The 14,684-nt window shown below is 32.0% G+C and carries 21 protein-coding genes and 1 tRNA gene; 3 read left to right on the top strand and 19 right to left on the bottom strand.

Going from position 1 to position 14,684, the window contains the following annotated elements:
* Position 1: 1 nt before the first annotated feature.
* From QBK95_RS03445 to QBK95_RS03395, 11 genes are all read right to left on the bottom strand, one after another.
* A complete protein-coding gene (locus QBK95_RS03445) occupies positions 2-1,732 on the bottom strand; it encodes a terminase large subunit (protein WP_280930574.1) in 1,731 nt (576 codons plus the stop codon).
* Between the two features lie 3 nt (positions 1,733-1,735).
* The gene (locus tag QBK95_RS03440) at positions 1,736-2,173 is read right to left on the bottom strand and encodes a P27 family phage terminase small subunit (protein WP_280930572.1); all 438 of its coding nucleotides are present in this window, start codon (positions 2,171-2,173) and stop codon (positions 1,736-1,738) included.
* A 91-nt stretch (positions 2,174-2,264) separates the two neighbouring features.
* Positions 2,265-2,597, bottom strand: a complete 333-nt coding sequence (locus QBK95_RS03435; protein WP_280930570.1) for an HNH endonuclease — start codon at positions 2,595-2,597, stop codon at positions 2,265-2,267.
* Complete coding sequence (gene dnaB, locus QBK95_RS03430) at positions 2,597-4,000, bottom strand: replicative DNA helicase (RefSeq protein ID WP_280930568.1); 1,404 nt, start codon at positions 3,998-4,000, stop codon at positions 2,597-2,599. Before dnaB ends, QBK95_RS03435 begins: the two co-directional genes overlap by 1 nt.
* Positions 4,000-4,743, bottom strand: coding sequence for a hypothetical protein (locus QBK95_RS03425; protein ID WP_280930566.1), 744 nt, complete (start codon positions 4,741-4,743; stop codon positions 4,000-4,002). Before QBK95_RS03425 ends, dnaB begins: the two co-directional genes overlap by 1 nt.
* Positions 4,743-4,973, bottom strand: a complete 231-nt coding sequence (locus QBK95_RS03420; RefSeq protein WP_280930564.1) for a hypothetical protein — start codon at positions 4,971-4,973, stop codon at positions 4,743-4,745. The genes QBK95_RS03425 and QBK95_RS03420 overlap by 1 nt, the downstream gene beginning before the upstream one ends.
* Positions 4,974-4,983: 10 nt before the next feature.
* Entirely contained in the window at positions 4,984-5,841 is an 858-nt protein-coding gene (locus QBK95_RS03415; protein WP_280930562.1) for a DNA adenine methylase, read from the bottom strand.
* Between the two features lie 20 nt (positions 5,842-5,861).
* A complete protein-coding gene (locus tag QBK95_RS03410; RefSeq protein WP_280930560.1) occupies positions 5,862-6,179 on the bottom strand; it encodes a hypothetical protein in 318 nt (105 codons plus the stop codon).
* A gap of 142 nt (positions 6,180-6,321) precedes the next feature.
* On the bottom strand, positions 6,322-6,651 hold the full coding sequence (locus QBK95_RS03405; protein ID WP_280930558.1) for a hypothetical protein: 330 nt from the start codon (positions 6,649-6,651) through the stop codon (positions 6,322-6,324).
* 150 nt (positions 6,652-6,801) lie between these two features.
* The gene (locus QBK95_RS03400) at positions 6,802-7,005 is read right to left on the bottom strand and encodes a hypothetical protein (protein WP_280930556.1); all 204 of its coding nucleotides are present in this window, start codon (positions 7,003-7,005) and stop codon (positions 6,802-6,804) included.
* Positions 7,002-7,139, bottom strand: coding sequence for a hypothetical protein (locus QBK95_RS03395; RefSeq protein ID WP_280930554.1), 138 nt, complete (start codon positions 7,137-7,139; stop codon positions 7,002-7,004). Before QBK95_RS03395 ends, QBK95_RS03400 begins: the two co-directional genes overlap by 4 nt.
* 203 nt (positions 7,140-7,342) lie before the next feature.
* Between QBK95_RS03395 and QBK95_RS03390 the strand changes: the two genes are divergently transcribed.
* Positions 7,343-7,783, top strand: coding sequence for a hypothetical protein (locus QBK95_RS03390; protein WP_280930552.1), 441 nt, complete (start codon positions 7,343-7,345; stop codon positions 7,781-7,783).
* Here QBK95_RS03390 and QBK95_RS03385 read toward each other — a convergent pair.
* Genes QBK95_RS03385 through QBK95_RS03375 form a run of 3 tightly spaced genes read right to left on the bottom strand, consistent with a single transcriptional unit; the run spans position 7,773 to position 8,711 of the window.
* The gene (locus tag QBK95_RS03385) at positions 7,773-8,039 is read right to left on the bottom strand and encodes a hypothetical protein (RefSeq protein ID WP_280930550.1); all 267 of its coding nucleotides are present in this window, start codon (positions 8,037-8,039) and stop codon (positions 7,773-7,775) included. The genes QBK95_RS03390 and QBK95_RS03385 overlap by 11 nt on opposite strands.
* The gene (locus tag QBK95_RS03380) at positions 8,036-8,506 is read right to left on the bottom strand and encodes a hypothetical protein (RefSeq protein WP_280930548.1); all 471 of its coding nucleotides are present in this window, start codon (positions 8,504-8,506) and stop codon (positions 8,036-8,038) included. Before QBK95_RS03380 ends, QBK95_RS03385 begins: the two co-directional genes overlap by 4 nt.
* 40 nt (positions 8,507-8,546) lie before the next feature.
* Positions 8,547-8,711, bottom strand: coding sequence for a hypothetical protein (locus tag QBK95_RS03375; RefSeq protein ID WP_280930547.1), 165 nt, complete (start codon positions 8,709-8,711; stop codon positions 8,547-8,549).
* A gap of 271 nt (positions 8,712-8,982) precedes the next feature.
* On the opposite strand from QBK95_RS03375, the gene QBK95_RS03370 reads away from it, so the two are divergent.
* Positions 8,983-10,053 carry a PIN domain-containing protein gene (locus QBK95_RS03370; protein ID WP_280930545.1) on the top strand — a complete coding sequence of 357 codons (1,071 nt, stop codon included), beginning with the start codon at positions 8,983-8,985 and terminating at the stop codon, positions 10,051-10,053.
* Between the two features lie 60 nt (positions 10,054-10,113).
* Here the strand turns inward: QBK95_RS03370 and QBK95_RS03365 are convergent, their stop codons facing one another.
* The 5 genes from QBK95_RS03365 to QBK95_RS03345 form a co-directional block, all read right to left on the bottom strand.
* Entirely contained in the window at positions 10,114-10,587 is a 474-nt protein-coding gene (locus tag QBK95_RS03365; RefSeq protein WP_280930543.1) for a hypothetical protein, read from the bottom strand.
* A 79-nt stretch (positions 10,588-10,666) separates the two neighbouring features.
* A complete protein-coding gene (locus QBK95_RS03360; RefSeq protein ID WP_280930541.1) occupies positions 10,667-11,845 on the bottom strand; it encodes a site-specific integrase in 1,179 nt (392 codons plus the stop codon).
* A 149-nt stretch (positions 11,846-11,994) separates the two neighbouring features.
* A tRNA-Arg gene (locus QBK95_RS03355) sits at positions 11,995-12,068 on the bottom strand.
* A gap of 44 nt (positions 12,069-12,112) precedes the next feature.
* Positions 12,113-12,340, bottom strand: coding sequence for a putative signal transducing protein (locus QBK95_RS03350; protein ID WP_280930540.1), 228 nt, complete (start codon positions 12,338-12,340; stop codon positions 12,113-12,115).
* Positions 12,341-12,408: 68 nt separating this feature from the next.
* Complete coding sequence (locus QBK95_RS03345) at positions 12,409-13,749, bottom strand: SPFH domain-containing protein (protein ID WP_280930537.1); 1,341 nt, start codon at positions 13,747-13,749, stop codon at positions 12,409-12,411.
* Between the two features lie 379 nt (positions 13,750-14,128).
* Here QBK95_RS03345 and QBK95_RS03340 point away from each other — a divergent pair, with 379 nt between their 5' ends.
* On the top strand, positions 14,129-14,641 hold the full coding sequence (locus QBK95_RS03340) for an adenine phosphoribosyltransferase (RefSeq protein ID WP_280930535.1): 513 nt from the start codon (positions 14,129-14,131) through the stop codon (positions 14,639-14,641).
* Positions 14,642-14,684 lie beyond the last annotated feature (43 nt).

The following is a 14,684-nucleotide window of genomic DNA, read 5'->3' as shown; positions in this document are numbered from 1 at the left end:
TTTATATTATTACTTTTATATCTGGATCATTATATTGACTTTGATTATTATCTTCCTCACCAGAAAGGCTTCCACCTAAAGCCATGATCGTTGCTACAATTCCGTCTACTCTGTATCGCCCCATATGACTATGTCCTTTATGAACTTTTATATTTTCATTAGCATCTTGATAAATTACACATCCAGAAAGCATTCTTTCTAAAACTGGATTTCCATCGTGCTTTATTTTTCCTTCATATACTAGTTTCTCAAACTGTTTAGTAGGAAAGCTAATTGTAGCTATTTGCTGACTAAAAAAAGATACTTCTAAACCATATTCAGTTAAATCGTTTGCTACTTGTGAAGCATTCCATTGATCCAATTCTATACGCTTAACTCCATATTGATTATTAGTAGCCATCACGTTTTCCTTTAGATAATTATAATCGACAGTATTACCTGGAGTGCTTATTAAATATCCAGCATCACGCCAAGCACGGTAAGGCACTCGATCTTCTTTACTTCTTCTATCTATCGTATCTTCTGGACAAAAGAAAAATGCTTTTATATATCTATAACCGTCTTCGTCAGGTTCACTAAGTATGATATCCGCAGTAATATCTATGGTAGTAGAAAGATCGATAGCTCTAAAACTTCCAAATTTGGTAAACTTTTCCAGTGGGATTTTATCAACTTTATTAGCATTCCAAACATCAGTTGAAATCCAAGCTTCTTTTGAATCTACCCATAAATTGAGGTGTTTAGTTTTAAAATTCGGAATCTTACTCGGTTGATTTATAGCCTTTTTATATTCATCTAATAAATAATCAAGGTTTACGCTTTCGTCTATGTTTGGATTAGCTTTAATCCAGTTATTAGGGTTTTCCCAATCATCACCTTCATCTAAATCATGGATCATTACTAAGGTGCTATCATCTTGCTTAACACCCAGTAAAATTTCATTACATACATCCTCATATTGCTTACAAACCGAAGCCATATTAAAACCTGCGGTAGTAATTAAATATATTAAAGGTTGAGATCTAGCACCCATTGCTGATTCTAATACCTCACGAACCCCATCATCTTTATGAGCATGATATTCATCAATGATGGAAACACTAGGATTAAGTCCGTCTAAAGTTTTACTATCACCACCTAAAAATCTAAATACTCCAGACTGCTGATTTTTAGAAAACCTGATTTCACGTTGAGTATTTTTGAAACCAACTTTTCTAAGGTTGATACATTTAAAAACGAATTGATAAGCCTGTTCCCACAAAACTTTTGCCTGCGCTTCTTTAGTTGCGCCCACGTAAATTTCGGTTCCTTCTTCATCATCGAAAGCTTGACAGTATAAACCTAACCCAGCTAGCACTGCAGTTTTCCCATTTTTACGAGCAACTTTTTCATAAACTGTCTTTATAACCCTTACCCAGTTCCCTGAGCTATTTTGCTTTTTCCATGCAAAAATATTATACAGTGTAAATTGCTGATAAGGAGAAAGAATAAATGATTCTTTATTTTTTGCTTTTTCACCTTTAGTATGCAATAGGAAATACTCGAAAAAATCAATAACATGTAGTCCATTTTTATGATCCAAAATATATCCTTTCGAATCTGCATCATGAATCATTTTGTAAAATCGATCAATTGCCAATTTTATTTTTTTACCTGTAACTATTCTATTATTACGAACATCATCAGCATATTGAAATGGAGTACAGGATAATATTTCAGGTGATAATTTCATTAATTAATTTGAAGTTTTTCTATTATTAAATCCTGTGAATAAATCCCCTTGATCTGGATCCATAGCGCCTTTAAGCTCTTTTTCAGATTTAGGATCTAATCCAAATTGCTTAAAGCATTGCATAATGGCCTTCTCTGCATCTCTTTTTAAAGTCACTTCAACAGAAATGTTTTTAGCTCCTGTGGCGAATTTTTGGATATAACCAGATCCGTGTTTCTTTTTATTTTTAGATCTAATCTCCTTAACAGCCCATTCCCATTGCTCAAAGTTTTCCGACATTACGGCTAAGGCTGGTAAATGAATCCTTTTTAATTGCTTATTACCAATTAATATTTTTCCGAAATTCTTAAAATGTGATTTAGCTTTAGTACCTAAATAAGTTGGAGGAGTAGGAATCTCATCCATTAAATCTGTACCTTTTCCAATTCCAACTACATCCATATCTTATCATTTATAGCCCCCCCCTCTAAATAATTACATCGAGTAAAATTTTGACTAAGTGGCGATGTTTACATATTTTAATTTCTAGTGATTAGACCCCCATACCCTCTTTATAACCATGAGCTTCCCTACCAGATTTACTTGCGTGACATTTATCACATAAAGGCTGAAAATCTTCATCTTTTAGATCATTTAGATCAGGTGCCCCACCATCTCGTAATCTTTGTATATGATCAGTATATCTAGAAGGACTTATGAGTCCTTTTTCTTCACACTTAACACACAATGGATTTTCCTCCTTGAATCTTTTACTAAATTTTCTCCATCGAGAATCATTGTAATACCAAGACATATCAACAGACCTTTGTTGCTTAACTCTCTTTGGCTTCCAACTTCTATTTATCTTGTTAGGTCTTCTAGCCATTAGAAAGCGACATCTGGATTACCATTAGGAATATTGAAATTATCCACGTTATCATCAGAATCTCTATCAATAGGATCCATATATTTTGTTTTATTAGCGTCCCAATACAAACCTTTAGTTTCTAAACTTCCAGCCCTGTACTTAGCAAATGATAACTCTGCGTTTGCATTCATAGCTAATAATTCTTCATCCACCTCACATCCATAATACTCTGGTCGATAAATGAAAGTAACAATATCTGCATCTTGCTCAATCGCTCCACTTTCTCTAAGATCAGATAACCTAGGCCTTTTATCACCACCACGAGTCTCAACACTTCTAGACAACTGAGACAAAGCGATAACGGGAACATCTAATTCTTTTGCAAGCTTCTTTAAATTCCTTGATATACTTGATATCTCTTGCTCCCTGTTGCCTGACTTCGAATGATCAGTAACCAACTGAAGGTAATCAACAACAATGATCTCTATATTATGTTTTCTTTTCCAAATCCTAGCCTTTGCAACTAGATCGCTTATATCTAAAGCTGGTGTGTCATCGATATAAACAGGATACTTCTTCATTTCCTCTGTTTTAGACCTTAAAGTCACGAAGTATTCTGGCTTTTCGAAACCATCTCTAATCAGTTGCCTTAGATGAAAATGACTATTGATAGAGATTGTTCTAGCACTTAATTGTTGAGCACTCATTTCTAAACTAAAAAATGCAATTGGTCTATCATTTTTTCCACACTCTACAACAGTTTTAAGAATTAGAGAAGTTTTACCCATTCCAGGACGAGCTGCAATTATAATCAAATCACTATTTTGCCAACCACCTGTAAACTTATCAATCTTTGGATATCCCGTAGGAACGCCATCTATTTGGCCTTCTTCCATCGATGATAACATTTTCACACGTTTTTCAGTTTGACTCAAAGCATCGGCATAGGTAATGCTATGAGATCCTGAAAGAATAGTTTCCTGTATTTCATCATTATATTTTGCATCATCTTCAAGTAACTGGAGTGAATCGTAATCTTTTTTATATGCATTAGAAATTAAGACATTACATTTTTTTATTATCCTTCTTTTAATCCAGAACTGCACTAATAGTCTGCAATGATATTCGATGTGAGCAGCAGAGCCTGAACTCTGCATTAAATCCATCACCACAGAAAGAATTTTGTTTGAATTTGAATTTGATTTAACTTCATCACTAACCGTAACCAAGTCGATAGGATTTGAATTTTTATATAAATTTAAAATTGCTTTATAAATTTCCTGATGCTCAGGTTTAAAGAACATATCAACTTCTTTCAAAATCGGAACAGCTTCAATCGCTCCTCGTTCATCAACTAACATTGCTGCTAATATTGATTCCTCAATATCGATTGCTTTTGGTATTTCTAAAGACTTAATCATTAGCTAACTTTTTTTCTATAGGTTAGAGTTACATCTGTAACTTTTTCTTTTTGGAAATCTTTCCTTTCTCTCTCAATCCAATTATCTGCAAATCGATTTAATCGAGATCGAATAATCTTTGATGTATATTTCAATTCTTCTTCATCAAACTTGGAATTGAAATGCGAGCAGAATTTTTGAAAATTCTTAATTTTCGATTTATAATTCATTAGAAAGTTTTCATACAAACTTGGACTTTCTGACAACAAAAAACCTAGAGCAAGCATCTCTCTCTTATTACTTGTAGTACTTATTATATTATATGTCGGATTTAAATCCGAGTTAGCATCTCGCAACCCTTGATTTTGCTGGTTTGTCATTTTGTCATTCTCGGATTTATTTCCGAGTTTTCTCGGATTTATTTCCGAGTTAGACCTAAACTCGGATTTATTTCCGAGTTTATTCCATTGTTTTCCTACAACAGAAAGTCGCATATAATCCTTTCGATTATGATTACGATAATCCACTAGTTTTTTATTCGCTAAAGACTTAAATGCACGATATACAGTATCAGGTTTTTGATAAAAAAGAGGTATTTCCTCTATCACTTTATTGCGCGATAAATGATAATAAACTTCACCCTCAATGATCATTTCATCGGCCCAACTAGATAACTGATTCAACAAATCCATGAGACCTCCTTCACTGAGAGTGAGTTTATATTCTAGGCATTTCTGCTGATTTATATCGACATTAAACCTCATTAATCACCAGATTTTGCTTCATCGGTTGGAGTAACACTTATTTCATTTACAGAAGGTTTTAGCTTATCTTCTGTATATTGATTACGGTTTAAACCGTTATCCTCGCGATAAGATTTAATGGATTTTACGTTTGATCCAATAATCTCGGATAACTCCTCATCAGAGTATTGCAGATATAATCGTTTAATTTCTTGCTGCTGACTTTTAGTCAATTTCTTGGATTTTATCATGTTAATTGCTTTATAATCTTAATCTATATTTTGATGCTTCTTTAGCTGTTTTAGACATTGGGTAATTGAACCATATAACTTCTTGAACTTCACTAGATCTTATGTTATTTTTCTTTTTAGGTAGTTTAACTTTGGTCCAATCACTATACAAACCATCTAGTAGTTCACATTCATATCCACTAATCATCCCAAAGCCTTTAGTTTGGTGAGCGATTAAAGCTAATTCAATATGTTGTTCATCAGTAAATTCAAATCGATAGTCGTTGCTACTTTTTCTACATTCTAAAGGATAAGGAGGGTCATAATAATGAAATGTATTCTCCGTGTCAGTTTTCTCTATTGCAACCTTGTAATCATAATTGATAATTTGAAATTGACTTCTAATTACTTCAGCGACTTCGAAAAGTTTTGGAATTGAATTATTCCACCTACTTACTGCTTCCCCTCCTTTAGAAGTCACCTTGGTTTTAGCCATTAGCCATCCTTTGTTTTTTCTTTGAGCTCCTAGACCATAAAAGGACTGACGAACACGAACATAATATCTTCTGGCATTTTCTATCCTGTCTGAAGGGTGTTGAAACCAAGACTTATTATATTCTTCTAAACTACAAGGGGTAAGCAATAAAAGCTCTACTAATTCCGAAGTATGATCCCTTAGAACCTCAAAGAAGTTTGTTACTTCTCCATTAATCTCATTAGCCGTTTTAATAACATTCCCAGGAAAGTTTATACTCATTGCAAAACTACCTGCAAAAACATCAACTAAATGATTAAACTTAGCTGGAAAATAAGGATATATCGAATCACAATGTGAAAACTTTCCTCCGAAATAATTAAATGCTATTAATTTAGAATTATTACCACTCATGTTAGGGTGTCATTTTATTATCAATCCAACTCAAAAGCTCTGAGAAGCTTTTTATATTTCTCTTTGAGCTCAGGTTCTATTCTAATTCTAGATCCAAGTTGATTTATACGATTCATCATATAGTTAGGATCTAGATTATACTTTTTTGCTAATAGGGTAGTGCTACTAGTTTTTGTGAATATCATTTCAAAATAGCAAGTCAATATTTTCTCATCACTATCAGTAAATCCAAGTAAAAAGGCTATTGAAGTATCCAACGTTTTTGCAACCATTGAAGTGACCTTGGTATAATTCGGGTCTAAGAATTCTCTTTGAAACTGATAAGCAGATGTTCCCATTTAACTAGTTTTTTTACAATCAATACACTCTTCTAGACATCCACCAAAACCACTTGGTTGCGGATTACACAAATCCCTACTGCATGATTTTCTTACTATACGTATTACGTTAGGCGTAGGATATGATTTCTTTATTTTGCAATTAGTTTTCATAGGTATTACGTTGTTTAGCGATTCTTATAACAGCACTAATTATTATTTTCTCAGGAGAATTACATTTATTACCTGGCTTAATGATCTCTAATTCTTTTGCAAACTCTTTTGCTATTGTATACACTCTCTTTTGTGTAATATCTCCCCATAATTTTGCCTTAGCTATCTCACTATAGGCCAGAGATTTTTTAGCAAGTGTTTTTTTTCTAAGAACTTCTAGATGTGTTTGTTCTTTCATTACTAAATGAGCTGGAGCAATCACGAGGTTTTCACGTTTCATATGCTGCATCAATTCGGGTATGCTTATTAATCCTTCCATCTAGATCGTTTTGTGTTCTGCTATATAAATTGCTAATCTTCGCTTTTCAAAGGCATTCATTTGATTAAATGATCGACCGTTTACCAACCATCTACCATCTATATTTTTTATACCTTCGAGTGAATTAGTATGTTGAATTTTCGAAAACATCTATAGAAATAATTGAAAGATTAATACAGAAACTACTGTGACAACAATAGAAGTGAATACCCAAAACACCTTTAGAGACAATTGATATTCTAAGCTGTTAGGATCAATATTTCTCATTTGTTCAAGCTCATTATTTAGAAGATAAATTACCATAGCTAGTAACAGAATTGCCAAGAAAAATATCGTGTAAACTAGATTGATCATAGCTTGGTATTATCTATTGGTGCAAATATTTCATCATCCTTATAACCTCTTGATCTTAGAACCTGAATACAGTTGTAATTCATGAGCTTTTTATCCTTTCTATCTACCAACCTAAAAACTGAATATTCCCTCATTCCCAAAATTTTGGAAAAGCGTAAAGAAATCTCTCTATCCTTTTTTATTTTGGAATAAATATTACTATTCAGACTTCTAATAACTATATTTGCCATAATGTTATCTGTTTATAGGTACAAATATATCTAATTACGTACTTAATATATCTTAAATATGACTTAATAATACTATTTAAGTCTAATTTATACTGAATCTAAATAATATGTCTAGTAAAAACACTGATTTTCAGCGCTTAGAGTTGATTAGGATAAATAATCGAATTGGCGTAAACGAGTTTTTGGAGAAGCTTAGTATGGGTAAAACCACTTATTACAATATTAGAGATGGGAAATCCAGAATCACTGAAAAAATTATTTTTAAATTGCAGCAGGCATTTCCAGATGATGAATATAAATGGACAAATAATTATTTGAATCTTGACTCACATAATTTAGTAAATGAATCGGAAGCTGTTTACTCGACTATAAGTGATGCTAAGTTTGCAGAAGAAGCTGTAAAAAGATTTGATAATTTAATGAAAATTTCAAGCTTTAATAAAGCAGTTGAACTGGAAGCTCATAAGAAGGTTACTGTTTTAATGCCTAAGATTGTTAAAGAACTACTGGAAGCAGGAATTGGTAACAAGGAAAAACCTAAGAAATAAGTAACCAATTCGGATCGTAAAGAGTATAATTTGCTCTAAGAACATTAAGAGATTTATTCACAACAATATTTTCCAAAATAGCCAGACTAATACCTAATTCTTGGGCGTTTTTGAATTCCTCAATCAATTTTTCACGCTCTTTCTTGATTTCCTCATCCAGATATTGTTCTATATCGGACTGTAATTGCTCTAGAGCTTCTTGTTCGAGATACTTTTTATTTTTTTCAATATTTTTTAGCGCCCATTTCTTTTTCATTCCAAGTCATTTACAACATTGACAGTGTCTTTGGTATATTCCTTTAATTGATCTTTGGGAATGTATTTGTTTCGAATATTGATAGCAATATGAGCTGTTAGTTTTCTGATATTCTTAAGTAGAATTTCGTTTTGTCGGGATAGATAATTCAAAACTTTAATTAATCCATATAAGGTTATAAATGAAAAGATACAGAATCCAAAGGCATATACATGCAATAAGACATCATCAAAGCCAAGTGCCTTGGCATTAAATACCCAATACATTTGTATGAAGTAAAAATATACGGGTGCGGTATAGGAAATTCGATATGCTTTAAGATAGGCCCCAGCGCACAATAAAAGAGGTGATAAGGATTGTGTAAAAACCCATATAAAGGTCTTAGTACTTTTGAAACCATAGGATTCAGTTAAACCAAAATCGGTTACCTTATCAGAAAAAAGAATTAATCCTGATAAGATTACCAATATTGATCCAAATATTTTTGGGAAGTTATTTTTGTAGCTATTATTCTCCTCCTCCTTGATCCCCAGGACGTTCAACTTCGTCGGGATCAACCGTAAATATTTCAATTTCTTCGCTAGATAACTCATCGTTAATATTATCTTTTTCGCATCCTACCATAAAAAACAAACCTATTAAAAAGGTTCCAGTGTATATTACTTTTTTCATCACTTGAAATTTTAGTTAATACCTAAAATTAACAAATTACTATTAGTAAAAAGATGACATCTAACGAAATTTAGTAGATAACTCCTAATTGATGGTAATATACACGTTTTAAGGGGTAGAATACGTGATTTACAAATTATATATCAAACAAATATATAATAAATTCCCCATAGGTTGGATACGGGAATTCCACAAACTTTTATTGTACTAAATTAGAATATTCCCGAATATTTAAGGGAGAAATACAACTCTTTATGTATCTTTAAACGCAATGATAAATTATGTTTTTTTAGATACAAATATATTACGTGGTTTAGGTGTCCCTTTTTATGAGAAAGTCAATTATAAAAACTTAATAAGGTACTGCAATGGATCTGGTAGTGATTTAATTATTTTAAACATTGTAATAAAAGAATATCTTGATTTTTATAAGAGAGAGATAGTAACAAGAAAAACAGATGATTTGTTACGTTCTCTAGATAAAATCAAAATTCTTAAATCATTTTCGAATATCCAGATAGAAGACATAGCTAATAGGGCGGAAAGAGAATTGGATTTCATAAGTATGTATATTGGTAGTCATAGTTTGCAAGAACTTGAAGTTAAGCCAAAAATCGATAGTGACAGGTTAGTAGATTTTTTAATTGAAAATAAGCAATATTCCAGAAAGGACGATACTAGGGATTATCTAATTTGGATAAGCATTATTGAGTGGGCTAAACTGAATGAAGATGATCAGATAGTATTTATTTCTAATGACAAAGTTTTTAAAACCAATCCTTTGTTTAGGGGTGTTCTAAAAGATGAAAATATTAATAACGTAATTGTATTTGATTCAATTCCTTCTTTTTTAAATGTTTACGGATATAAATCTGATCAAATCAATAAAGATCTTATTAGGAATTCAATAACTCATGAATCAATTTCATCAGTAATCTATCAAGACCAGCAACTAATCTTGGAAGCAATTAGTGGATTTTATAGTGATTCTTTAACTTCAAGACCTGATATAGAGGAATTTGAAGTTGAACAAGTCAAAATTAAAGAATACTATTCCTTTAAGGATCTTACTAGCGGAAAAATTAAAATATATGTATCTACATTAATTAAGTTATTAATTAAGTTTAAACCAGAAATCTATGTAGATATATTAAAAAAATACCTCATTGATATACAAGAAGGAAAGGTAATAGATAGACTTGGAAATAAATTTGATAAACGATACAGACCTATATTTGATAATCATGCACATTTTTTTCTGATCCTGGAATTTAACGAGAGAACTTCAAAAATTGAAAATATTATTAATTCAGATAGTTTTTATCTGAATGATTTCGTTTAATTTTACTAAGCTCATAGGTTTATAGAAGTTAATCAAGCTAAATTCTAGCGCCACGCAAATTCAATTACTTAATGTTTTAATTTTTTCCCATTCATGATGAATTAATTCCTTAGATAATATTAGGATCTTTGGTATGTTGTTTAAGAATTGTACTCTATCATTTTTAATTAGGCTAATGGAAGCTCCAATTTCATCCAGTAAATCCGCAGATTTGTCATTAAAAGAGTCTACTAGAAGAGTAATTTCGTGTAGTTTTTTTATTAGTGGCAGGGATATTTCGTCTTCATATTTGGAGGATTGTTCACTAGTATTATCTATGCTCGAATTTACTTTTTCCATTTCAATCAACAATTCAACTATGGTTGAACGAAATTCAACTATCCATTGCTGCCTTTTGTCTGCTAGATGAATTCGTCGATCGCGATTCGAGTTTTTGGTATTGATATATAAAACAACAATACCCAAGAAAAATGTTCCAAACCCTAAGATTAAATTACCTAGATCTACGAGGTTAATTAGTTGAAAAGTATTCATTGTGCTTCTTTTATTTGTTAAGGGAATTTACATCATTGGGGGTTGAGATACAAGAATAAATTTATTTCCATGTAATATTTTATTTTATTATCTTTTTATGCACCTTATCTCTAATTTTTTCAGGAAATTTATCCTTATACGCAGTATCTATATCATTTCGTTCGTGCCCCATTAATTCTCTTAATATATCGGGATCCACATGTGCAAATTTACCCAACGTTGCAAATGTATGCCTAACTACTTTACTGGTTAATTTACCTCCCTTAGGCATTAAATCAATTTCCAGATTTTTCTGAACCCTTTCCATCTTACGATTATGATTACTTCTAAACGTTTTATATCCTACATCATCTTTTCTCCATGGGAAAACATATTCGGTTTCAGTACTAATGTACTTGTCAATTAATAATTTAGCTTCAGGCATTATTTTAACATCAAATTCATACCCTTTTACCCCAAGCTTCTTGCGAGTAAAATAGACTCTTCCATTTACTAATTGTTTTTTCTTAAGATAATAAACATCTACTAAATCAGCTCCACAGAAATAATACTGAAGCAAAGTTAAATCAACGGCTATTTGTTGTTCTTTAGATAAGTTTTTCGCTTTTCTCAAAACCTCAATTCCATTTCGATCTAAGTACTCATTTTTATGACGTCTAACTCTAACGGGTAAATCGAGAAACAAACCCACAAAAGGACGATTATCTTCAGTTAGTCCCATTCGTACTGCCTTGTTGTAAATAGCTCTTATTTCATATAGGTATGTTCTTATGGTAGTATTTTTATTACCTTCTTCTTTTTTATATTGTTTAAAATTCTCTAAGACTATCCGATCTATTTGATTAAATTTCAAGTAAGGAGAAAACTTTTTTAATTCATTGATGGCGTATTGATAGGCATCTGCATTACCGTTTCTACCTAATTTTTTCATTCTAGTGATTTCCTTATCTGCAAAATCGTAAAAGTTTACTTCTTTTTTTTCAGATCCCTCAAAGTATTGTAAACCTTCGGTAACATTTAATAAACTCTTAAATTTACCAGCTACCGCTTTTTTTCTATAATCTAGGATAACACCATAAAGGTTTTCAAAATCATCATGTGAGGTCTTAGGAAGCTGATTAAAATCATCCCAATCATCTGCAGATGAATAACCAATGGTTTTACGTTTAATCTTCTTTTGGTGAGTAACAATAAGCTTCACTGGATACAAACCATTTGACAATCCATCGGTTGTATATAACTTAACAGTAGCTTTCATTTTGCGGTATATTGAAGGTTGTTCTCGTAAACTTTTCGTAAACTTCTTACCGTAAATATACCATTTTGATCCAATAAATCAACTAATTGAGTAGTAGAAGGAAAGTGTTAAAAATAGAAAAACCCCAGTATTACTGGGGTTTAATCTTGTGACCTCGGCAGGATTCAAACCTGCAACCTCTTGAGCCGTAATCAAGTGCACTATTCAGTTATGCTACGAGGCCTTTTTTGCGGGTGCAAATATATGAGTATTTCGTAAATTATAAAACTATTTTGAGATTTCTTTTTTAAAATTTTCAATGATTTCGCGAGCTTTTACTACATTATCATCCAAAATAAATAACTCTGTAGTTCCATCTAAAGTTCCGAAACCAGCTAATCGCCCTGATTCTCTATAATCTTTAATCAATGAGGGAATATGTATTTCATCTAGTAAAGTAGCCAATCTGTTTACTAGTATCGATGTTCCTGTATATATTTTTATTAGCTTTTTCATAAGATATAATGTTATAAATGATATGATATAAGCGGAATGAAATCTTTTCATTCCGCTTTTTTAAAAGGTTATTCTTTTGATGTGTTTTGAGACATCATCTTTTTTGCAAGATCAGCTCCGATGAGTGATTGCAACAAATTACCATCAGTTCCTTGCTTTCCTCCATCCTGAATATAAATTTCGGGTAGTCTAAGATCTTTAAGTTGTTTGGCAACATTAACAGAGGTTTTAAATTCCCACTCTGCACGTTCTTGCGGAGTAAGTCCAGCAGTTACCAGTTTAGCATTCTCATAAGATTGTGCATCTGCCATCGTTTTCTGAGTTTTTGCTTTAAACTGTGCTACCTCATAGTTCTTACGCTCTTCGATAAGATTAAATTCTGCTACTTTGGCCTTTGTTTCGGCTTCAATAGTTTTCTGAATCTGCTCTTTCTCTAATCTAGCACGTTCTGCTGCTTTCTCAGCTTCACCTCTTGCCGTTTCTTTTTGAGCACGATAAAATTCACGTTCTGCCTGCTGTTTTTCTAATTGGGTCTGTGCAACTTCTTCCTTTTGTAACTGAAGTCGTTTATCGAACTCAGGCTCCCAATCAATTTCTGTAACAACAGCTTGCACAACCGTTAAACCATATCCTCCTAGTGAATTTCCTTTTTCTCTAACAGGCTCTCCGTCTTCATATTTTATTCTAAAACGTTTTTGTTTAGATTCTTTGTTTACAATAGTTCTTACTGTGGTACTATCGCCAATAGTTTCTCTATTTTCATTTGCAAAGAACTCTTCTAAAACATACATCCCGTTTTCTAATTGATCTTTAAAGTACCTATCAAAATCAGAAGCTTGCCCAGATATGTAATCTTGCGCATCCATAAGCTTACAGGTGTTTTTAATAGATTGATCAATATTAGGAATGATCCTAGAACGAATTAAGTTTTTTTCTGTCTTGTTACGATCTGCAACCGATAAAAATTGATTTTCATCTGCTGTGTTGATACTAATGACTACAGAAGTTGCAATTCTTGCTTTTACCGCATCGCTAAATGCCCAATATTTAGCTTGGTCAACATTTGCGTATTTGCTTTGCTCACCCAATTCATTCTTTTTATTCGGAATGACATATTTGATAGGTAATTCAAATTGAATCGGTATTAATCGTCCCCACATTTTGGTGTGTATTCCTTGATGTACTACCGCTTTTTGAGTTCCCCAAGGATATTGCACAGCATACGCGGTTCCTGGTTCTGCATAAAAGAACATTCCTGAGATGACACTCATCACAAGTCCAATAAGGATCATTGAAATATTTCTTTGTCTGGTGAACTTATGTAGTGTTTTAGATTCCTTAAAAAAAGGTTTGATGATAAATATGGTGGTTCCAAGTAGAACCATAGTAATTCCTAGATATGTTAGCATAGTAATAATGTATTAAATTTTATTAATTAGTTATTTAGTTAATAAGTAGTATACATTGTTGATTACATGATTTCTATGCTTTTAATAATGAAAATTGATTTTAATTATTTCTTGTCCATGTAATATATATGGACTGTTAGTATTAGAAAAATATTTATGCTAAAATCTGCGAAATTGAATATTTAGTGTAAGCTGTAAGATGATAATTGTTTTAATATGTAATCAGGTTGTCTTTAATTATGTTTTGTTTTGCAACTTTAAATTGATTATTAGTTATAGAATGAAATAATTCAAGGCGCTTTTTGACAGTGTTTTTTTATTTCAAGGCACTTTTCATAATTTTTTAGTACTCTTTTTTGATTTTCGTTATTTTGCGCTCATGAACATACAAGAATTGATACGAGATATTCCTGACTTTCCGAAGCCAGGAATTATTTTTAAAGACATTACTCCACTTTTGGCTAATTCTGAGGCTTTAATATATTGCGCAGATCAATTAGTTGCATTATGTCCTACAGATGTAAACATTGATAAGGTGATTGGTATTGAAGCTAGAGGTTTTATTTTGGGAGGAATGATTGCCGAACGATTAAAAGCAGGTTTTATTCCAGTTCGCAAAAAAGGAAAATTACCTGCTGATGTACATACTAAAAGTTACGGATTAGAATATGGAGAAGATGTTTTAGAGATTCATAAAGATGCGATTAAGCCTGGAGAACATATATTAATTCATGATGATGTATTAGCTACTGGTGGTACGGCAAAAGCTGTTTGTGAACTGGTAGAAGAGTTAGGTGGCATTGTTGTGCAGTGTAACTTTATGATGCAACTAGATTTTCTCAATGGAAAAGAAAAACTGAATACACCAGTAGATTCTTTATTAAACTACTAATAGAAAAAATAAACGAGCATTCAATAAATCGAATGCTCGTTTG

The organism is Aquimarina mycalae, from assembly GCF_029906345.1.
Classification (GTDB): domain Bacteria; phylum Bacteroidota; class Bacteroidia; order Flavobacteriales; family Flavobacteriaceae; genus Aquimarina.
This window is presented reverse-complemented; position numbering and strand designations above follow the sequence as displayed.